Origin of the sequence: Lactobacillus porci (genome assembly GCF_009695985.1) — a bacterium.
Taxonomy (GTDB): Bacteria; Bacillota; Bacilli; order Lactobacillales; family Lactobacillaceae; genus Lactobacillus; species Lactobacillus absianus.
On sequence record NZ_VUMX01000010.1, the window covers coordinates 42,477 to 61,456 of the forward strand.

General features: G+C 49.1%; 20 protein-coding genes. 17 read left to right on the plus strand and 3 right to left on the minus strand.

Going from position 1 to position 18,980, the window contains the following annotated elements:
• Nucleotides 1–4 precede the first annotated feature (4 nt).
• From FYJ62_RS04920 to FYJ62_RS04950, 7 genes are all read left to right on the plus strand, one after another.
• Entirely contained in the window at nucleotides 5–724 is a 720-nt protein-coding gene (locus FYJ62_RS04920; protein ID WP_154548318.1) for a LytR/AlgR family response regulator transcription factor, read from the plus strand.
• 16 nt (nucleotides 725–740) lie between these two features.
• Nucleotides 741–2,009, plus strand: a complete 1,269-nt coding sequence (locus FYJ62_RS04925; RefSeq protein WP_229771838.1) for a GHKL domain-containing protein — start codon at nucleotides 741–743, stop codon at nucleotides 2,007–2,009.
• A gap of 282 nt (nucleotides 2,010–2,291) precedes the next feature.
• A complete protein-coding gene (locus FYJ62_RS04930; protein ID WP_195837391.1) occupies nucleotides 2,292–2,708 on the plus strand; it encodes a hypothetical protein in 417 nt (138 codons plus the stop codon).
• Between the two features lie 39 nt (nucleotides 2,709–2,747).
• On the plus strand, nucleotides 2,748–3,530 hold the full coding sequence (locus tag FYJ62_RS04935; RefSeq protein ID WP_154548320.1) for a hypothetical protein: 783 nt from the start codon (nucleotides 2,748–2,750) through the stop codon (nucleotides 3,528–3,530).
• Nucleotides 3,517–4,176, plus strand: coding sequence for a hypothetical protein (locus tag FYJ62_RS04940; protein ID WP_154548322.1), 660 nt, complete (start codon nucleotides 3,517–3,519; stop codon nucleotides 4,174–4,176). Before FYJ62_RS04935 ends, FYJ62_RS04940 begins: the two co-directional genes overlap by 14 nt.
• Entirely contained in the window at nucleotides 4,173–4,805 is a 633-nt protein-coding gene (locus tag FYJ62_RS04945; RefSeq protein ID WP_154548324.1) for a hypothetical protein, read from the plus strand. Before FYJ62_RS04940 ends, FYJ62_RS04945 begins: the two co-directional genes overlap by 4 nt.
• A 21-nt stretch (nucleotides 4,806–4,826) precedes the next feature.
• The gene (locus tag FYJ62_RS04950; protein ID WP_154548326.1) at nucleotides 4,827–5,456 is read left to right on the plus strand and encodes an ABC transporter ATP-binding protein; all 630 of its coding nucleotides are present in this window, start codon (nucleotides 4,827–4,829) and stop codon (nucleotides 5,454–5,456) included.
• On the opposite strand, the gene FYJ62_RS04955 is transcribed toward FYJ62_RS04950, so the two are convergent.
• Nucleotides 5,445–5,927: a PTS sugar transporter subunit IIA gene (locus FYJ62_RS04955; RefSeq protein ID WP_154548328.1), complete on the minus strand. Its 483-nt coding sequence runs from the start codon at nucleotides 5,925–5,927 to the stop codon at nucleotides 5,445–5,447. The two genes, FYJ62_RS04950 and FYJ62_RS04955, sit on opposite strands and share 12 nt — an antisense overlap.
• Nucleotides 5,928–6,120: 193 nt before the next feature.
• On the opposite strand from FYJ62_RS04955, the gene FYJ62_RS04960 reads away from it, so the two are divergent.
• Entirely contained in the window at nucleotides 6,121–6,594 is a 474-nt protein-coding gene (locus tag FYJ62_RS04960) for a nucleoside 2-deoxyribosyltransferase (RefSeq protein ID WP_154548330.1), read from the plus strand.
• A gap of 429 nt (nucleotides 6,595–7,023) precedes the next feature.
• Here the strand turns inward: FYJ62_RS04960 and FYJ62_RS04965 are convergent, their stop codons facing one another.
• On the minus strand, nucleotides 7,024–7,827 hold the full coding sequence (locus FYJ62_RS04965; RefSeq protein ID WP_154548332.1) for a tyrosine-protein phosphatase: 804 nt from the start codon (nucleotides 7,825–7,827) through the stop codon (nucleotides 7,024–7,026).
• Between the two features lie 150 nt (nucleotides 7,828–7,977).
• Between FYJ62_RS04965 and FYJ62_RS04970 the strand changes: the two genes are divergently transcribed.
• From FYJ62_RS04970 to FYJ62_RS04995, 6 genes are all read left to right on the plus strand, one after another.
• Nucleotides 7,978–8,460: a universal stress protein gene (locus FYJ62_RS04970; RefSeq protein ID WP_154548334.1), complete on the plus strand. Its 483-nt coding sequence runs from the start codon at nucleotides 7,978–7,980 to the stop codon at nucleotides 8,458–8,460.
• A 494-nt stretch (nucleotides 8,461–8,954) separates the two neighbouring features.
• On the plus strand, nucleotides 8,955–9,896 hold the full coding sequence (locus tag FYJ62_RS04975) for a phosphate/phosphite/phosphonate ABC transporter substrate-binding protein (protein WP_154548336.1): 942 nt from the start codon (nucleotides 8,955–8,957) through the stop codon (nucleotides 9,894–9,896).
• A 135-nt stretch (nucleotides 9,897–10,031) separates the two neighbouring features.
• Nucleotides 10,032–10,802, plus strand: coding sequence for a phosphonate ABC transporter ATP-binding protein (gene phnC, locus FYJ62_RS04980; RefSeq protein ID WP_154548338.1), 771 nt, complete (start codon nucleotides 10,032–10,034; stop codon nucleotides 10,800–10,802).
• 3 nt (nucleotides 10,803–10,805) lie between these two features.
• A complete protein-coding gene (gene phnE / locus FYJ62_RS04985; RefSeq protein ID WP_154548340.1) occupies nucleotides 10,806–11,606 on the plus strand; it encodes a phosphonate ABC transporter, permease protein PhnE in 801 nt (266 codons plus the stop codon).
• Entirely contained in the window at nucleotides 11,606–12,421 is an 816-nt protein-coding gene (gene phnE / locus FYJ62_RS04990; RefSeq protein ID WP_154548342.1) for a phosphonate ABC transporter, permease protein PhnE, read from the plus strand. Before phnE (FYJ62_RS04985) ends, phnE (FYJ62_RS04990) begins: the two co-directional genes overlap by 1 nt.
• Before the next feature lie 148 nt (nucleotides 12,422–12,569).
• Nucleotides 12,570–12,869, plus strand: a complete 300-nt coding sequence (locus FYJ62_RS04995; protein WP_154548344.1) for a hypothetical protein — start codon at nucleotides 12,570–12,572, stop codon at nucleotides 12,867–12,869.
• A 39-nt stretch (nucleotides 12,870–12,908) separates the two neighbouring features.
• On the opposite strand, the gene FYJ62_RS05000 is transcribed toward FYJ62_RS04995, so the two are convergent.
• Nucleotides 12,909–14,534 (minus strand): peptide ABC transporter substrate-binding protein, encoded by a 1,626-nt coding sequence (locus tag FYJ62_RS05000; protein ID WP_154548346.1) that lies wholly within the window; start codon nucleotides 14,532–14,534, stop codon nucleotides 12,909–12,911.
• Between the two features lie 392 nt (nucleotides 14,535–14,926).
• Here FYJ62_RS05000 and FYJ62_RS05005 point away from each other — a divergent pair, with 392 nt between their 5' ends.
• From FYJ62_RS05005 to asnB, 3 genes are all read left to right on the plus strand, one after another.
• Nucleotides 14,927–15,412: a hypothetical protein gene (locus tag FYJ62_RS05005; RefSeq protein WP_154548348.1), complete on the plus strand. Its 486-nt coding sequence runs from the start codon at nucleotides 14,927–14,929 to the stop codon at nucleotides 15,410–15,412.
• A 62-nt stretch (nucleotides 15,413–15,474) separates the two neighbouring features.
• A complete protein-coding gene (locus FYJ62_RS05010) occupies nucleotides 15,475–16,875 on the plus strand; it encodes a metallophosphoesterase family protein (RefSeq protein WP_154548350.1) in 1,401 nt (466 codons plus the stop codon).
• Between the two features lie 135 nt (nucleotides 16,876–17,010).
• The gene (gene asnB, locus FYJ62_RS05015; RefSeq protein ID WP_154548352.1) at nucleotides 17,011–18,960 is read left to right on the plus strand and encodes an asparagine synthase (glutamine-hydrolyzing); all 1,950 of its coding nucleotides are present in this window, start codon (nucleotides 17,011–17,013) and stop codon (nucleotides 18,958–18,960) included.
• Nucleotides 18,961–18,980: the final 20 nt, after the last annotated feature.

The window sequence follows — 18,980 nt, forward strand, 5'->3', positions numbered from 1 at the left end:
GGGGATGAAAGAGGAACTGGGCCTGCGGATAGCGGTTTGCGACGATGAAGAAAAAGAACGCGCGAGTTTGCGGCAATTGCTGGTGATGGAGTTAAACGCCGCGCGCGTCGATTGCTACGCTAGTGGGGATGACCTGCTTGAAGCAGGAAAAAGCTACAACTTAATCTTCCTGGATATTGAAATGCCGGGCACAAGCGGCATGGAGACGGCCCGCCGCCTGCGCCGTGACAAGCGGAGTGACTTGCTGGTCTTTTTAACTGCTTATGACCGCTATATGCCTTCCGCCTTTGAGGTCCGGGCCTTCCGCTACCTGCTCAAGCCCTGGAAAAAGGAGGATATCAGCTCGGTTTTGCAGGCAGCCTACCAGGAAATCCTGGCCAGGCAACTGCTGGCAGTTCCTCTGCCAGATAAGGCAATGACCGCTCTGCCTTTAAATGAAATCCGGCTATTGGAAAGTCTGGGTGACCAGAGCTGTATTTATACGGCTGATAAAAAAGTAATCAGTCCTGAGCCCTTAAAGTACTGGGAAGATCAGCTTGACAGTAGCCTGTTTGGCCGGGTGAGCCGGCAATACATCGTGGCTTACCAGCATATCAGCGATCTAAAGCATAACCAGCTCTACCTTGCTGGCCTAAAGCAGCCGATTCTGCTTCCTCGCCGCCAGGTCAAGGCTGTAGAAGCTGCCTGGCTTGACTACTTGCGCTTTTATGCTCAGCCGCTGTGATTTTGGAGGAAAAAATTTGTCTATTGATGTCGAGACGATTTTGAACACAGCTTTTATCTTGCTGCAGTTCAGCAAATTTTACCTGGCTTTCACTTATCTTTTTAAGGAGAAAATCAAGCCGGTCTGGCTGCTGGGGATTTATGTTTTTGGTCTGTTAATCTGCGGCCTAGCTGGTCCTTTGCTGGGCCTTTTAAATGAAGCTTTGATCTACGCCCTGCTTGCTCTGGGGCGGACTTTGCTGGGGTCTTTAAAGGAAGAAGACCTCCGCCAGCTGGGCAGCTATGCGGTTTTAAGCCTGCTGGATCTGAGCTTGAAGCAGCTGGTCGGTCAAGCAGTGGTCGCGGCTGATCTTGTTTTTGAAGCTGCTGTGGCCTTGACTTTCGTTTACCTGCTTTTGGCGCCTAAGGTCAAAAATCTTTTTGGCAACTGGCCAGAAAAGGCCAAGTGGCTGCTGATCTTACTGGAGATACTGGCTTTGGGGGCAACGGGTCTGACGGCCGGCCGCTTTCAGGCCTTCTTGGGCCGGCCCTTGCTGGAGGCCACTTTAGCTGGGGCCGCCGTCTGGCTGGACATGGCTCTTTTGCAAGACCAGTTCCAGGTTTGGGAATTAAAAGGCGCGATGAGTGAACAAGAGCAGCTGCTCCAGGCTGAGGAAAACTACTATGAATCGCTTTTGGCCCGAGAGAAGGAAACCAAGAAGTTTCGCCATGATGCCCGCCAGCACCTGGTCAGCCTGCAGGGCCTGGCTCATGCTGGCCAGTACCAGGAACTGACCGCCTATATCGACGACCTGGTTGGAAACAGCCAGATAACCCGGCAATTGACTGATACTGGCAACAGCGGAATCAATGCCGTGATTGGTGACCTGGCCGCCCGGTATCCGCAGGTTGAAATCAGCTGGACCGGGGTGATTCCTGGCAACTTAGCCTTGCGGCAGCTGGATCTGTGCATCATTGCCGGCAATCTTTTGAAAAATGCCTGCCAGGCAGCCTCACTGGCCACGGACCACCAGGTTAAGGCGGTGCTGAAGTTTTCTGGGAAAACCATGCTTTTGACCGTGCTTAACCAAACAGAGAAGAGGGTCAAGATCGGGTCAGAAGGAGATAATGTTGTAGCAAACGGCCGGGTAGGGATTGGCTTAGGCAAGGTCAAATCCTTTCTTGAGCCTTACCATGGCCGCCTGCGGTTAACTTTTAGTCCGAAAACCGCGCTGGCCAGCGGCGGGGGAGAATTCAGAGCAGAGGTCTTGGTGCCGAATGCCTTGGCAGCACCCCGGCAGTTTTAGTGCTAATTTCCCAGGATTTTACAACTCAATGTCTAAGAAGCCTACTATTACGGCCTTTTTCGAAGTTTAAGATAATATTTTTTGAGTTGTAACTTAAATTCAACGAAATCCTCTAAAAGGTTGATATATCAAGTGATAGAGCACTTTGAGTAGTAATTTATGGTAAATCATCATTATTATAAATAAATAACATCCGTTTGCTAATGAAGGCGCTTGACTGCCTTTCGCTTGCAACTATAATATTGAGTTAAAGAATTATATTGATTCTTTAGGAGGAAATTTATGAATAACAAAATTTCAAAGTTTATCCTTGCTGCATTAGCAGTTGGAATGATTTCACTAGGTTCCGTTGGTATTGTCAATGCCAATAACCATACAGATACATCTTGGGATATTATCCTTCCACGCTACCGCGGAAATGCTTATACTAATCCACGCCTTAAAACTGATAAATCTAGAACCTATGTTAAATGCTCACAAGTTGGCAAAGGTCATATAAATGTTTGGGCGCAAAAGAGTGATGGTGTTGAAATTTCAAACCCTAAATATCGACTAGGACCTAATCAATCTGTGCGTATGTATAATCGTGCCTACGAAATTTATGGCAGAGTTAAAATTCGTCTTGCGATTGAAAGTCAGGAAGGCTATTTTGTTCACGTCCACGCAAACGGTAAATGGAGTCCTGATTCCGTAAAGTAATAAAAAGATATTTTCGTTGTATACAGGAGGAATTTGACAATGATCCGGCAGCAGCTCATCAGGATCAGCAGGCGTTGGCAGACTTGGATCGCCTTGCTGATTGGCCTGGCAATGATCGTTATTCAAGCAATGACGATTTCAAAAGCGAATACCAACTTTATCAACAGTGCCTATGTTCATCTCACCGGCTTTGACTATACCGGCATGGGAAGCAGGAGCTATTTCGTGATCCTGCCGCTCTTATCTGCCCTAGCGGCCGGCAGCACTAATTCCGAAGACAAAAAGCAGCGTTTCCTTAGCATGCAACTGAGTCGCGAAACGCCACAAAAATATTTAGCTGATATCAATCTTAGCGCCTTCATCGCCGGCGGATTGCTTGGAATTATCCCTTTAATCTTGGAAGGTTGCTATTATTTCAGCAAATATTCACTTAGGCCCTTGCCTAAGCACTACGAACTCTCTCCCATCGCTTCTAACGGTTGGGGCGCGGGCCTTTTCTTCTCCCATCCATTTTTGTTCTGGCTGCTGTGTCTTTTAATCATTTTCGTCTTTTCTGGCCTTTTCAGCTTAATTGCCACAGCATCAGCTGCCTTCCGCATCCCTTACGGCATGGAAATTGTCATTCCGTTTTTAATTTCAATTGCTTCTAGCCTCGCGCGCGACTTAACCGGCTTCGAAGGTTTATCGATTCCGAGCATTATCACTCCTACTTTTAGCAATAATTACCGCAGTACATTTCCAAGCCTGTTCATTTATCCAGCTTTGATCTTGCTCGGCGTGATCTTGGTTGACCACTGGAGGGTTCACCATGATCTTCTTTAGGAAAATTTGGCAGCTCAACCGCAAAATGATCTGCCTTGTCTTTTTCTTGGCGCTTGCAGCCGCGAGCTTGATTATTTGGACTGGCAACTATACCAGCAGCGCGAGTGGCCTGCTGCAGCTGCTGGAAGCAAACTTATTGCTGCCAGTTTTCGCTTTATCCGCTGGCTTTCTGGCAGCTTTCTTTCCTTCTTTTGCCAATCCCTGCTTGCGAACGAGAATCACCCGCGATAAATGGCTTATTGACCGTTTCTATTGGCTTGCGTTGACGGCAGTTGCTGCTAGCGGCATTTTTTCTTTATTAGGAGAAATATTGTTTGCTCTGCAAGGCCAGGTCAATCCTCTATCAACCTATTTTTTGACTGCTTTGCTCTTGTTTCAGGCAATCATGGCGATCCAGACCGTCATCTTTTTGATCAGCTTGCTTTTGCCAATGCTTAGCTTTCGCCTGATCAATTGCTTGGCCTGCATCCTGGCTTGGCTGTACTTCATGTCGGCTTTCTCCAAAAACTACCTTGAAATTTTGACAGGCTGGGCCTTCGTCAATTCGCCGCTAAAACTGGCTTGCTACCTGCTAATCGCTTGGGGAAGCATTTTATTGCTCTGGCTATTAGCAAGTCAACTTATCAGAGAAAAGGAACTGTTATGAAATTCATTGCTAACGCTCGCTTAGCCAAACGAGGGGGCTTGGCCCTGATAGGACTTGTTTGGCTGGCTTGGCTGATGCGTCCTTGCTCTTGGCAGCAAAATCCGTTCAATACGCTGCAGCTGAACGACTTTTCAATCCTTTGGTTCAACTTTGCCTGGCTTTGGTATTACTTTTTGGCACAATATCTAATTCTGCCGCTGATGCAAGATCTTTTGCTCAAAGTCAATCCAATGGTATACATTCGGCGCCCTTCTAGGGACCGGCTTTTCCTCACAGCACTCGGCTGGCTGGCCCTATTCTTGCTGCTTTATACTGGACTGTTAGCCATTTTGAGCAGCCTGTTCAATTTCGCCAGCAGCTTGTCCACAATCGGTAAAATCCTTCTTCCAGCTGCTTTCAGCCTGTTTACGCTCACCCTGTTCTTGCTGGCAATTTCCTTGATCAGCCGGGATTGTGGCTTTGCCTGGGCCTTTGGCTTTATTTGGGCAATTATTGCATTATTTTCCAAGAGCAACTACCTCTTGATGATCACGAATCTTACAAGCTTTCCTTACCTATATGAAGTTATATGTTGCGTCTTACTGGTATTCATAGATTTCGCCCTTAATAGACGGACGGAATTGCGCTGACAATCAAGAAAGGGAAAAATTATGGCTTATCTCAGTTTAAAAAACGTTTCTAAAATCATCAAACATCAGCCTGTCCTGCACGAGATCAACCTTGATGTTGAAAAAGGCGAAATCGTTGCCTTGGCTGGAGAAAATGGCTCAGGCAAGACCATGCTGTGCCGTGCTGTATTGGCCTTCATCAAGACTAGCGGCACCATCACCTTAGATGGAAAAAAGGTTGTCTTCAATGAACAATTGCCGGTTTCCGCGGGAACGATTATTGAAACGCCCAACTTTATTCCCAACTACACGGCTTTGGACAATCTAAAGTACCTCGCGGCAATTAGACACCAAATCGGTGAAGCTGAAATCATTGAAGCCATGCAGGTCTTTGGCTTAGACAAGAAAAAAGACCAAAAGGTCCGTGACTTTTCATTGGGCATGCGCCAAAAATTGGCAATTGTACAAGCCTTCATGGAAAAACCGGATCTGCTGGTCCTCGATGAGCCAACCAATGCACTGGATGCAAAAGCAGTTGGAACTTTCATTAATTTAATCAAGCAATTGCAAAAAGCGGGCACCACGACTCTCTTCACGACTCACGACCCACAGCTCTTGAGCCAGCTGCCGGATCGTTGCTACCACTTAGTCGACGGCGGCTTAGAAGCTTAGCCGGCCAGCCAAGAAATCGTAGATTTCCTGTGGCTTAGTCAGGGCAAAGAGCTCCTTTAATTCACTGACTCCAGCCTGACTAAGGTATGTCATGGTTTGCGACAAGAGCTTTGCCTGGCCGTCGGCCTTATCATCTAAAAGCATGAAGCAAAAACCGACTGGCAGCTCTTGCTCAGGATTGACCATGCTTTTGAAAACAATCGGCTCAAGCAGTCTAATCGGTACGATGCGCTGCTTTTTGACGAAACAGCCTTCTGTATGCGAAAAAGCCAAGTTAGGCAGGCCGGCACCCAAATTGCGGCTGTCCAAGCCGGTTGGATAGTCTTCCTCCCTTTGAATAACTTCTTCTAAGAAGCCATTGGCAACCAGTCCTTGCTCAAAGAGCTGCTGGTAAACTTTCGTAAACATTTCCGTCCGGTCGGTGGCTTGGACGACAAAGCAAGTTGCTGGATCCAGAACGCGTTCAGTCATTTTCCGTTCCTCTCTAGTCAAAAAGATGGTAATCATTTATATTATAAGCTTTCTGTAAGTGGTCAAAGCAAGAAACAAGCGATTTTTAATTTTTCTTGCCGCATTTGCTAGCCAGCAGTCCAGCAAAATGGTAAAGTTATTCTAGAAAAAAATAATACAATATCTGGCGACAGATATGAAAGGAATACAAGATATGCCAAAGAAGACCATCTACTTCGGGGCCGGCTGGTTCACTGACCGCCAAAATAAGGCCTACAAGGAAGCCATGGAAGCCCTTAAGGACAACCCAACGGTTGACATGGAAAACAGCTACGTCCCCCTGGACAACCAGTACAAGGGCATCCGGGTTGACGAACATCCGGAATACCTGCACGACAAGGTTTGGGCTACGGCCACCTACAACAACGACTTGAACGGGATCAAGACCAACGACGTCATGCTGGGCGTCTATATTCCTGATGAAGAAGACGTCGGTCTGGGCATGGAATTGGGCTACGCCTTGAGCCAAGGCAAGTACGTCCTTTTGGTCATCCCAGACGAAGACTACGGCAAGCCGATCAACCTCATGAGCTGGGGCGTCAGCGACAACGTGATCAAGATGAGCCAGCTGAAGGACTTCAACTTCAACAAGCTGCGCTTCGACTTCTACGAAGGTGCCGTATACTAAAAAAGACTACAGCTGACAAAAAGCCTAGCTTCCTTATTTTGGAAGCTAGGCTTTTATTTTGCACTTTTTCTAAATGCTCATTTCCCATAAATTACTACTCAAAGTGCTCTATCAGTTGATATATCAACTGATAGAGGATTTCGCTGAGTTTAAGTTACAACTCAAAAAATAATATCTTAAACTTTGAAAAAGGCCGTAATAGTAGGCTCCTTAGACATTGAGTTGTAAAATCCTGGGAAATTAGCAAATAAAGAAACAAACGTGAAGCGCTAAAATAATTAGCAATTTTAGCAACGAATTTAAATTAAACTGTCGATGTCCAGGTGGGGGGTTCAGCTTTTGAACAAGCCGAAAAAGCAGAAGTTTTTTCTCCAACCACAGCACAAAAATCCCCTGCAATCGTTTGTCGGATTGCAGGGGATTTTTAGCCTAGTATTCCAAATAGATCGCCCGCAAATCCAGCAGGTCGCTGCTGGAGAGGCCAATCTGCTGGTGCAGGTAGGCATTGATTGATCCGTAGCTTGCATTGATGGTCTTGAACAAGTGCTTGAAGTAGGCGGGCTTGACCGTCTGCAAGTCGCGGAAGGTGTTCAAGAGATCCGGTCCGGCTCCCTTGGCTTGCTCGCGGGCCAGCTTTTCCTTGACGAAGTCAGCAACGACTTCATTGGTAAACAGGTAGTCCCGCTCGATGGTTTTCATGGGCACGCCCAGGGCACTCAAGATCAAGATCGCGCCAAATCCGGTCCGGTCCTTGCCAGCCGTACAGTGGAAGAGGACTGCTTCATGATCCTTTTCATTTTGGAGCAGGAGCTCAAACAAGTGGCGGTATGCCTTGCTGGCATTTTGGCCGGTGGCCATGTTCTCGTAGGCGCTAAGCATGCGCTTGAAGCCCCAGGAGGCGTTCTCGCCGCCAGCCCTGGCCATGTCGGAGATGCTCATCGTGGAATCGGTCAAGTCTTCGTCAAAGACGGGATCCGCAAAGTAGTTCAGCCCGCTCCAGACCTTGTCTGGCTGGTGCTCGCGCTCATAGCTGGTCCGCAGGTCTACGTCGTACTTAAGGCCATAGCCGGCCAGGTAGCGCTCGTCGCTCTTGGTTAAGTCGGCCAGATGCCCGCTTCTAATCAGTTTATGGGTCTTGATCTTGCGGCCGGAGTTGGTCCGGTAGCCGCCTAGTTCGCGGAAATTGCGGCCATCCTTGACGTCGAGCAGGTGGCGGTAGAGTTGGTTTTGCATGGAATCGTCCTTTCTAAAACTTGCTTAAGACAGTATTGTATCAAGCTTTAAAGCGATTAACAATTTTTTGATGCTTTTATATAAAAAATGGAGTTTATGCTAAAATAAGGGTACAAGGAAATACGTGTTAAATAACAGGAGATGAGCACTATGACTGAAGACACAATCAAAATTTTGGTACCCGTTGACGGCTCAGAATCAGCTGAGCGCGCGTTTGACAAGGCAGTCAAGATCGCGGCCAACAATGGCTACCATGTCGACGTTTTGAACGTTATCGACACCCGCCAGTTCATGGGCGAAATGCAAGACACCCTGATTTCCGGCGACACGATCTACCAAATGACCCAAGACTCTGAAGAATACTTGAAGAGCTTGAAGCAATGGGCCCACGACAACCTGGCCTTTGATGACCTGGACTACCACATCCGCTATGGCAGCCCAAAGAGAATTATTTCTTACGACTTCATCAAGGACCACCACAACAACTTGATCGTGATGGGCGCCACTGGCTTGAACGCCGTTGAACGGATGCTGATGGGGTCTGTCACTGAATACGTCAACCAGCACGCGATGGCCGATGTCTTGATCGTCAGAACCGATATCGACAACATGCCTGCCAAATCCAATAAATAGTATAAGCTGGCTTAAGGAGCGTTTGGAAGAAGATCCAAGCGCTTCTTTTATTTTTGCCTGGAATTTTACCTGGATTTAATTTTGTTCGGATTTAGCCCAAAAATCACCCGGTCAGCCGTGATTATTTCTGTATTATTGGCTGATACTATAGTAAATAAGTGCAAAGCAGTTAAAATCTTAACAAATTATGGAAAAAGTTCGAAAACATCTTGCTAAAACACGAATGTTTCTGGTAGAATACTCGATGAACGCAGAAGCAGACAAGGAGGGAGACGCATGATGCGCAATTCAATTTCAAACATGTTGCTTGTGCCATCGGCTCTCTCTTTGGAGGGCCTTGCTGTAGTTCAATTTATGAAGACATTTACGTGTGACTAGTCGATGTGAATGGGTGTCTTTGACGCCTACTGACATGGACTAGTTTTTTGTATCTGTCCTCATATTGTTATGTCGCTGTTGTTACTTTGTACTTTTAACTTTTTTCAGGGGGAAACATGAAAAAGTTTAAGAAGGTTTTGCTTGGTGCCGTGACTGTAGCTGCTGCCGTTTTGGCAACTGCCTGCTCATCAAGCAAGTCATCATCATCAGCCAATGGCTACACTCCATCAAAGAGCCACCCATTGACGATCCAATTCGTACCTAGCCAAGCCGCTTCAACGTTGGAAGCCAAGGCTAAGCCATTGGAAAAGATCCTTTCCAAGAAGCTGGGCGTGCCAGTTAAGATCTCAATGTCAACTGACTACAACACGGTTGTTGAAGCCATGAAGTCAAAGAAGGTTGACGTTGGCTTCCTGCCACCTGATGGCTACGTCCTGGCCCACAAGCAAAAGGCCGCTGACGTTTTGCTGCAAGCTTTGCGCTACGGCATCAAGCAACCAGGCGGCAAGCTGACCAACAAGCTGGTTAGATCATACCGTTCAGAAATCCTGGTTAAGAAGGGCTCAAAGATCAAGAGCTGGAAGGACTTGAAGGGCAAGAAGATTGCCGTTCAATCATCAACTTCATCAGCCGGCTACATTTTCCCAATCGCTGAATTGAAGGAAAAGGGCCTGGACCTTACCAAGAAGGGCAACGCCAACCTGGTTACGGTTACTGGCCACGACCAAGCCGTACTTGACGTTTTGAGCGGTGACGTAGACGCAGCCTTTGTCTTCGAAGACGCACGTAACACTGTTAAGGCCGATAAGCCTGACATCATGAGCAAGGTTGTGCCAATCTACTTCACTAAGGCCATTCCTAACGACACCATCTCAGTTCGTTCTGACATGAGCAAGTCATTCCGGAAGAAGCTTACCAAGGCCTTTGAATCACTGCGCAAGGACAAGAAGAGTCTGAAAATTATCGAAAGCATCTACAGCCACGAAGGCTACACTCCTGCCAAGGACTCAGACTTCAACATTGTCCGCAAGTACGACAAGATGGCTACTGACAAGTAATCCAGATTCAATCGAATATAATTGTGAAAATCGTGCCCCACAGTCTTTGTAGGACACGATTTTCAATGATCAGCCTTTAGCGGGCCAAACAAGAATTTCAGTTTATATAATCAGTTTTTTAAGGAGTTATTATTCATGGCAGAACAGCCGATGATCGAGTTAAAGAATGTGACCAAGGTTTACCCGAACGGAACTGTGGGCTTGAAGGACATCAACCTCAAGATCAACAAGGGTGAATTCGTTGTTATTGTTGGGCTTTCTGGGGCCGGCAAATCAACTCTGCTGCGGGCCATCAACCGCCTGCATGATATTTCTGAAGGCGACATCTTGATTGATGGCGAATCAATTACCAAGGCCAAGGGCAAGCAGCTGCGCTTAATGCGGCGCAAGATCGGGATGATCTTCCAAAGCTTCAACCTGGTTAAGCGCTCAAGCGTCCTGCGCAACGTTCTGGCTGGCCGCTTGGCTTACTACCCAACTTGGAAGACGACCTTCAACATGTTCACTGCCGAAGACAAGCAGCGCGCGTACGAAGCCCTGCAAAGCGTTGACATGGCTGACAAGGTCTACACCCGTGCCGACCAGCTGTCAGGTGGTCAGCAGCAGCGGGTAGCGATTGCCCGCGTGCTGACCCAAGACCCAGAAATCATTCTGGCCGATGAGCCAACCGCGTCTTTGGACCCCAAGACTTCCCACCAAGTAATGGAAGACTTGAAGATGCTGAATGAAAAATACGGCATGACGGTTGTAGCCAACCTGCACTCAATTGACCTGGCCAAGGAATTCGGTCACCGGGTCATCGGCGTCCGTGCCGGGCAGATCGTTTACGACGGGAAGATGGAAGACACTCCAGAAAGCGTCTTTAACGATATCTACAACGGCGGCAATGGTAAGGGGGAAGAATAAAAGATGTCTGCAACTGATCGCGACATGTTAAAGCTTCCTAAGAAGAAGTTCAGCATGTGGAACTGGGCTTGGGCAATCTTTATGGTTGTCGGCCTGATCCTCTCTGTTCAGGAAACCAATACCAGCTTGAGCCAATTTTTCGCCAACTTTGGTCAATTCGGCGAAATCTTCGTTGCGATGGCCCAGCCTGACTGGTCATACGCTGGTACGGCCATCCCGTACTTGGTTGAAACCATTAAGATGGCCATCATCAGTACGGTTATCGGTTCTGCCCTGGCTTTCGTCTATTCGCTTTTGATCGCGAGAAACATCATTCACAACAAGGTTGTGACTGGCGTTTTGCGCTTCATCATGAACATCATCAGAACGATTCCCGACCTGCTGCTGGGTTCAATCTTCGTTGCCATCGTGGGCATCGGGCCAGTTGCTGGTATCTGCGCTTTGACGGTCTTCACCTTCGGCGTTGTCGTCAAGCTGTTCTACGAAGCCATCGAAACCATCGATCCAGGTCCAAGTGAAGCAATTAAGGCAGTTGGCGGCAACAACATGAACAACGTCATGTTTGCCGTTATGCCGCAAATCCTGCCTTACTTCGTCAGCTACGCCCTCTACGCCTTTGAAATCAATGTCCGGGCCTCAACCGTCCTGGGCTACATTGGTGCCGGCGGGATTGGTCTGCAACTGAAGAACACTTTGGACATGTTCCAATACAACCAAACTGGGATGATCATTTTGGTTGTCTTCATCGTCGTTTTGATCATCGACTTCGTTTCAACTAAGGCACGGGAGGCGTTGATGCGCTAATGAATACTACTACAATGAAAAAACTGCCGCCAAAGCCAGTCACGACCAAGCAGCGCGTGGTGAAGTGGGGAACTTGGATCCTTTCGATCGCCATTGTGATCTGGTCCTGTACTGGGATTGACTTTGGGGGGATCAAGGACACTGCTGCTGAAATCAGTGGGGCCATCTTCTACGGCTTGTTCCACCCAGACTGGTCATACGTTTACAATGGCTCAGGCGAAGATCTGGTTTCACAATTGTGGGAAACCCTGTGCATTGCCTTTTTAGGGACCTTCATTTCTGCCGTCATCTCTATTCCTTTTGCTTTCTGGGCTGCCAACACCCGGCACAAGAAGTTCTGGGTTTCAGAAACTGGCAAGATCGTTTTGACTTTCATCCGTTCTTTCCCAGAAATCGTGCTGGCCTTAATGTTCATTAAGGCTGTAGGGCCAGGTGCCCCAGCCGGTGTATTGGCCTTGGGCTTCCACTCAGTTGGGATGCTGGCCATGCTTTTCTCAGAAGCAATTGAAAGCTTGGATGATGGTCCAAGCGAAGCCATTACGTCTGTTGGTGGCTCTAAGTTCAACGTGGCCGTCTTCGCGACGATGCCAGACTTGATGCCAGCCATCATCTCCAACACCCTTTACCGCTTTGACGTGTCACTGCGTTCAGCTTCCGTTTTGGGTTTGGTTGGGGCCGGTGGTATCGGCTACCCATTGATCATTGCCTTGAACTACCGGCAATGGAGCCGGGTCGGGATTATCCTGCTCGGGATCATCGTTATGGTTGTTTTGATCGACTGGATCTCCGGTGCAATCCGGAAGAAGCTGGTCTAAGCTGATTTGAATGATAACTCTTTTAAAAGCCACGGCAGCTGCCGTGGCTTTTTTTTATCAAAATACAATATTCACATTGCCTTCTTGGAGGAAAAAGCTATCCAGCTTACATTGCCTGCAGCTCTTGCTGCTCCTTCAGCTGGCCAGCTTGACGGAACTTATTGCCAAAATCATCCGCGACAAGTTCCCGACTTTACTGATCGTGCTCTTGTTGACGGTCGGCTTGAACCTGTGCGTATATGTTATTGTACCGGTGACCAAAATTGCCCAGTGGCTGCCAAGCACCTGCCTTAACTGCTTGAGCGTCAGCTTAAACAGCCTGGCCCAGCAGGTCAACAATCAAGCCATTGACTTTAATCATGGCGTCATTACTTTAACAGTGACAATCATCATTACTTGCTTTTTGCTTTTACTGCCTTCTTTAGGCAAAAGAAAGAGACTCGCGTAAGCCGCGAGTCTCTTTTGTTAGCTGCTAATGCTTTCCTAATTATTTTACGTAAGCGTACTTGAAGCTGTAGTTAGCCCCGGCACCGTTGTAGATGACGCCCTTAACGCTAGGCTTGATCATCCAGGCTTCGATTGGGTGGTACAGTGGAGTAACCCCTTGTTCTGCCAGCAGGACTTGTTCAGCCTTGGCCAGATCCTTGAAGCGGTCGCTGGTTGAACTGGTCGTCTTAGAAGCGGCAACGTACTTGTCGTATTCCTTGTTTGACCAGTCGCCGTAGTTGTATGAAGCCCCGGTAGTCTGCAGGTCAAGGAAGGAAATTGGGTCGGAGAAGTCCGCGTTCCAGCCAGTTGAAACGACATCGAAGTTGCCGCTCATCATTCTGGTCAAGCGGGTCTTCTTCGGGATACTTTGAACTTGCACGTCAATGCCCAGGTTGTTTTCCAGCTGGCTTTGAACGAATTCTGCCGCCTTCTTGGCCGTGTCATCGTCGTCGCCAAGCAGGGTGAAGGAGATCTTCTTCTTGCCGGTTTCCTTCAAAGCCTGCTTGTAAAGCTTCTTGGCTTCCTTAACGTTGTAAGTCGTGGCCTTTTCGGTGGCCGCGTTCTTGACGGTGGCGGTGTAGTCTTCGCCACCAACGGTCGTCATGCCTTCTGGGTCAAAGGTCGTGGCCGGCGTTGCGGCCCCGCCGAGAGTTGAAGCCAATTCCTTGCGGTTGATGGCCATGGAGATTGCCAAGCGCAGGTTCTTGTTCTTGAATTCCGGGTGCTTCTTGAGGTTGTAGGACAGGTATTGGGTCGTGGACATCTTGCGCTGGGTGTAGCCGGTCTTGCCCTTCAAAGACTTGGTAGCTTGCGCGTCCAGGAAGGCAGCGTCAAGCTTGCCTGATTGATACAGGTTGTAGTCGGTTGAAGGGGTCTTTTGCACGCTGAACTTGACCGTGTCCAGCTTGACGGCCTTCTTGTCCCAGTAGTCAGGGTTCTTGACCAATTTCCAGGTCAGGTTGGAGCCGGTCCAGCCGACTTGCTTGAATGGCCCGTTGTAGACCATGTACTTGGATGAGGTCGCGTACTTGGAGCCGAACTTCTTGACGGCATGTTCGTTTTGCGGGAAGAAGAGCGGGAAGGCCATCAGCAGCTTGAAGTATGGGATCCGCTTTTCCAAAGTCACAGTCAGCTTGTACTTGCCATCAGCCTTGATCCCTAAAGCACTAGGCTGCTTCTTGCCCTTGACGATCGCGTCGGCGTTCTTGATGCCGCTGAACAGGTAGGCATATTCAGAAGCAGTCTTCGGGTCGATGGTTCTGCGCCATGAATAGACGAAGTCCTGGGCGGTAACGGGGTCCCCGTTGGACCACTTGGCGTTCTTCCGGATGGTGAAGGTCCAGGTCTTGCCGTCAGCGCTGTTCTTGGTGGAAGTAGCCAGGGCATTTTGCACCTTGGCGTTCTTGCCCAAGAGATACAGCCCTTCTTCAACGTTGTTGATTTGTTCATATGATGCCTGGTCGGTCGCCTTGGATGCATCCAAGGTGGTCATTTCCGCAGTGTTCATCCAAGTCATCGATTGGGGCTTGGAACTGGAAGCAGACTTATTTGAACCACAAGCGGACAAAACGGCCGCACAAGCCAAGGCAACCGCACCGCCAGCAAAAAATTTACCTTTCTTCATATTTGAATCCTCCTGCTGATACGAAACAACACAATAAATAATAACGAGATAAATTGAAAACAAGAGCAATAATCACTTTATTGCTTTTTTGAATGTATGACTCCATTATAACCACAAAAATAAAAATTACCAGAGAAAATTAATTTTGATTTAATCTTGTTTTTTGACGGCAACTTGACCAGCAGCAGAAAAATTAGCTGAATATCTGATGTTGCCTGTCATACATGCTAAAATTGAAATTGGAAAGTTCCCGATTTGATTGGCGGAAAAACGATGCACAAATAGCAAAGGCAAGGTAGAAGAAGACGGGGAAATCACGTCTTTCGAGGTAAATTTAGCTGACCGGCCTGAAGTTTTTGCTATAATTAGTTTAGTATTGCAAGGAGGATGACATGGACAAATTAGCAACCATGAAGCTGGCTGACGAGCTGGCCAACGCGCAAGAAAAGATTCTTAACGGCGAAGAAAAGCTGGATACTGACCGCGTCTACAAGACGATCGACGCTTTGGGCGTTTTGAACTACCCGGTAGCGAGCTACTTCGACCGCACTGAAGACGAATACTATGAAAGCGAAAGCGACCACCTGCTGACCCTGACCAACCTCACGCAAAAGCTGGGTGATCTGCAGGACCGGATTCTGACCAACCACGTTGACGGCTTCGTCGACAAGGACGTGATCAACCTGACCTACAACCACGAGAATGCTTACGTCGAAGGCAACTACGTGCCACGGACTGACCTGCATGTCCTGGTTTACGGCTTGAAGGTGATCGGCGCGGTTGACGCCATTGCCGACGCTGATCTGAAGAGCGTTTTGTCAAAGGACGCGGTTTTGTCTTTGGGCTTGGCCGCCCACGCGTTGGCAGAAAATCTTTAACGAATAAGGAGCCGGGTTGTTGAGGTCCGGCTTTTTGTGATTTTAGGCTGTAAGGGATAAAAATGGACTTGTTTAAATACACAATGGGAATGATCGATAAGGCAATCGGGGCCTCCAAGACGCGAACCGTGCGCAAGAATGGCGGCGAATTGCTGGATCCAATGCAGAAATACCTGACGGTGGGCGAGTATCACGTCGATGCCCGCGACGCCACGCCAGACGACCGTCCCTTCACTTTGACGGTGTACAAGGACGACCAGGGCGTGCTGCACCAGGCCCTCAGTCCCGAGTCGACCGACATTTTGGCGCCGGAATACGACCGGAAGTTCATTCCAGAACTGAACCGCTTCAAGGCCTTCCGCAGCCGCAAGACGGGCCGACGCTATGTCGTGGAAGACTACCTGCGCCGCTTTGTCGCTGACGTCAAGCGGGAGATCCGGGAAGGCGAGGATTCAGTCAACATCAGCGTGATTACCGACACCCACTTCAAGAACGTGGACAGCCTGGACTTCTATGGCTGGAACGGCTTGATGCACGTGCGCGAGTTTTCCTACCTGGATGAGCTGGGCCTGCTTGACCTCAAGTGCCACCTAGGCGACTGGATTGACGGGTCTGACGCGGGCCTGATCAGCGAAAGCGAGCTGATGAAATTGCGCGACTCCTTCCGCTCGGCTCGCGTGCCTTACTTGATGATCAAGGGCAACCACGATGAAAACGACAAGTTCGACGAGCACCATGACCTCAAGGCCTCCTTCCCGGAGAAGGAGTTTGAAAAGATCATGTGGCCGGACATGTACAAGCAGCCGCGGATCCACTACATTTCCCGCCAGCACGGGGTAGCTTGGTTTGACTTCGGGCACGTGCGGGTCATCAGCCTGAACACCTCTGACATCCCTTACCGCTTGGATGAGAAGGGGCAAAAGAAGCACGACGTCAAGATTACTTTGGGCGTGAGAGAGGACCAGATCCAGGAATTGATCGAAATCCTTCAGCAGTCCAGCGGCAAACAGATCGTCTTGATGAGCCATGCCAACCCGATCAACCGCAAGGGCGGCAATGCCCTCAAGTACAATGGGCGCTCCCTGCACGAGCTGCTGGTGGCCTTTAACCAGAAGGAAAAGGGGCGGATGCACTCGAGCAAGGACGTGCCGCCGGAATTCCGCCTGACCAACGACTTTGACTTTACCGGCGTGGAAGATGCCCGGATCATCGCCTACTTCTGCGGGCACCGGCACGTGGAGGACCAGTACCGGATCAACGGGATCCAGTACATCTTGTTCAACTGCTCAGCCTTGATGGGGCCAAACCACCAGCTGACCACCAAGTACAACAAGAACCTCAACCGGGAGATTGACCACCAGAACGAATTTGCCGGCTATATCGTCAATATCGACTTGAAGAAGCGGCGGATCAAAGTCTTTGGCTATGGAGCCGCTTCCAGAAGACGAATGTTTTTGATATAAGGTTAAGAATTGGCAAGGACTCTTTGAACATTAGAGTCCTTGTTTTATAATATAGAGTTGACTTTAAACGGCGAAAGCCGGCAATAAAAGCAAGCAAAAGATAAGAACGAGAACAAATTAAGGAAGAGAACAGATATGTGCGGAATTGTCGCCTTTTATGATCCAGAAATTAATGACAAGCAAGCGGCCATCGGCAAGATGATGGCTACCATCAAGCACCGCGGACCAAGCAGCGATGGGATGTACACCAACGACAAGGTAGCCCTGGGCTTCCGGAGACTGTCCATCATCGACTTGCGCGGCGGTAGCCAGCCAATCTACAACGAAGACCGCAGCCGGGCCATCATCTTCAACGGGGAAATCTACAACTTTAAGCCACTCCGGGAAGAATTGATTAAGGCCGGCCACACTTTCACCACCAAGGCGGACACGGAAGTCATCCTGCACGGCTACGAAGAGTGGGGCATGGACGGCATCTTGAAGCGGGTGCGGGGGATGTTTGCCTTCATCATCTGGGACAACAACACCCAAACCATGTACGGGGCCCGCGACTTTTTTGGGATTAAGCCAATGTACTACCAAGACGTGGATGGTCACTTGGTCGTCGGCTCAGAATTGAAGAGCTTTTTGGAATTCCCGCACTTCAAGAAGCAATTGAACACTGAAGCCGTCAAGCCTTACCTGATGAACCAGTACAACGACTTGAAGGAAACCTTCTTCAAGGGCGTCTACCGCTTCCAGCCAGGCCACTGGTTTGAATACAAGGACGGCAAGATGAAGACCCACCAGTACTGGGACGCGGAATACAAGGAAAACAGCCTGTCCTTTGAGGAAACGGTCAAGAAGATCAACGAAGACTTGAAGGAAACCGTTGACCTTTACCGCAACGCTGACGTTAAGGTTGGGGCCTTTTTGAGCGAAGGGGTGGACTCAAGCTTCTTGACCTCCCTGCTGGACCCTGACGAAGTCTTCTCAATTGGCTTTGACGACAGCACCTACGATGAAGCCTCCAAGGCCAAGGCCTTGTCCGACATCAACGGCTGGCATTTTTACGCTGACAAGGTCGACTCAGAAGAAGCCATGCGCGACTTCCCGGAAATGCAGTACCACATGGACGAGCCAGACGCCAACCCGTCAATCATTCCTTTGTGGTACCTGTGCAAGCTGGCCAGAAAGCACGTTACGGTTGCCTTGTCCGGCGAAGGGGCTGACGAATTGTTTGCTGGCTACGTGAACTATGGGATGCACACCCACAACAACGTCATCAAGGTCTTTACTTCCAAGCTGAAGCAGCTGCCAAAGAACAAGCGGATCAAATTGGCCCACAAGATCAAGAAGATGCCGAACTTCCCAGGCAAGGTCCACTTGTACACCAACCTGGCTGAGCCAAGCGAATTCTACGTGGGCCAGTCAGTCATCTACGACATGGACTACCCGACCATCTTTACGTCTAAGGATGCCAACGCCATCTTGCAGCCAAGCTACCGCAACAATTTGACGGTCAACGGCATCTACCAGGAAGACTTCAAGAAGGTCAAGGATCTGGACAACGTCAAGCAGATGCAGTACATCGACCTGCACCACTTCATGCTCAATGACATTGAACAGAAGGCAGACAAGATTTCCATGGCCCACTCCCTGGAGCTCCGGGTGCCTTACCTGGACGTGAAGATCGCAGAATTGGCCAACTCCATTCCAACCAAGTACCTGGTCAACAAGTACGACACCAAGTACGCCCTGCGCAAGGCGTCAGAAAAGGTCCTGCCAGACGAATGGGCCAAGCGGCCAAAGCTGGGCTTCCCAACCCCAATCAAGCAGTGGCTGCAGGACGAGCGCTTCTACAAGCAGGTTAGAGAGCTCTTCAGCGAAGACTTCGTGAACGACATCTTTGATCAAAAGAAGATCCTGGACCTCTTGGACGAAAACTACGAGGGCGACGGGTCCCACCGCCGGCAGATCTGGACCATCTACACCTTCCTGGTCTGGTACAAGCTTTTCTTCATTGACTACGATGAAACCGTGAAGAAGTACCAGCACGTGCAGCCAGAAGTAGCAGCCTTGATCGCGCAAGGCAAGCTGCTGTAGTCAAAAAGCGAGCAGAGAAG

Excerpts from the sequence above, each read along its gene's own strand:
- FYJ62_RS04920 (WP_154548318.1), top strand. The coding sequence starts at position 5 with ATGAAAGAGGAACTGGGCCTGCGGATAGCGGTTTGCGACGATGAAGAA.
- FYJ62_RS04930 (WP_195837391.1), top strand. The coding sequence starts at position 2,292 with ATGAATAACAAAATTTCAAAGTTTATCCTTGCTGCATTAGCAGTTGGA.
- FYJ62_RS04935 (WP_154548320.1), top strand. The coding sequence starts at position 2,748 with ATGATCCGGCAGCAGCTCATCAGGATCAGCAGGCGTTGGCAGACTTGG.
- FYJ62_RS04940 (WP_154548322.1), top strand. The coding sequence starts at position 3,517 with ATGATCTTCTTTAGGAAAATTTGGCAGCTCAACCGCAAAATGATCTGC.
- FYJ62_RS04945 (WP_154548324.1), top strand. The coding sequence starts at position 4,173 with ATGAAATTCATTGCTAACGCTCGCTTAGCCAAACGAGGGGGCTTGGCC.
- FYJ62_RS04950 (WP_154548326.1), top strand. The coding sequence starts at position 4,827 with ATGGCTTATCTCAGTTTAAAAAACGTTTCTAAAATCATCAAACATCAG.
- FYJ62_RS04955 (WP_154548328.1), bottom strand. The coding sequence starts at position 5,927 with ATGACTGAACGCGTTCTGGATCCAGCAACTTGCTTTGTCGTCCAAGCC.
- FYJ62_RS04960 (WP_154548330.1), top strand. The coding sequence starts at position 6,121 with ATGCCAAAGAAGACCATCTACTTCGGGGCCGGCTGGTTCACTGACCGC.
- FYJ62_RS04965 (WP_154548332.1), bottom strand. The coding sequence starts at position 7,827 with ATGCAAAACCAACTCTACCGCCACCTGCTCGACGTCAAGGATGGCCGC.
- FYJ62_RS04970 (WP_154548334.1), top strand. The coding sequence starts at position 7,978 with ATGACTGAAGACACAATCAAAATTTTGGTACCCGTTGACGGCTCAGAA.
- FYJ62_RS04975 (WP_154548336.1), top strand. The coding sequence starts at position 8,955 with ATGAAAAAGTTTAAGAAGGTTTTGCTTGGTGCCGTGACTGTAGCTGCT.
- phnC (WP_154548338.1), top strand. The coding sequence starts at position 10,032 with ATGGCAGAACAGCCGATGATCGAGTTAAAGAATGTGACCAAGGTTTAC.
- phnE (WP_154548340.1), top strand. The coding sequence starts at position 10,806 with ATGTCTGCAACTGATCGCGACATGTTAAAGCTTCCTAAGAAGAAGTTC.
- phnE (WP_154548342.1), top strand. The coding sequence starts at position 11,606 with ATGAATACTACTACAATGAAAAAACTGCCGCCAAAGCCAGTCACGACC.
- FYJ62_RS05000 (WP_154548346.1), bottom strand. The coding sequence starts at position 14,534 with ATGAAGAAAGGTAAATTTTTTGCTGGCGGTGCGGTTGCCTTGGCTTGT.
- FYJ62_RS05005 (WP_154548348.1), top strand. The coding sequence starts at position 14,927 with ATGGACAAATTAGCAACCATGAAGCTGGCTGACGAGCTGGCCAACGCG.
- FYJ62_RS05010 (WP_154548350.1), top strand. The coding sequence starts at position 15,475 with ATGGACTTGTTTAAATACACAATGGGAATGATCGATAAGGCAATCGGG.
- asnB (WP_154548352.1), top strand. The coding sequence starts at position 17,011 with ATGTGCGGAATTGTCGCCTTTTATGATCCAGAAATTAATGACAAGCAA.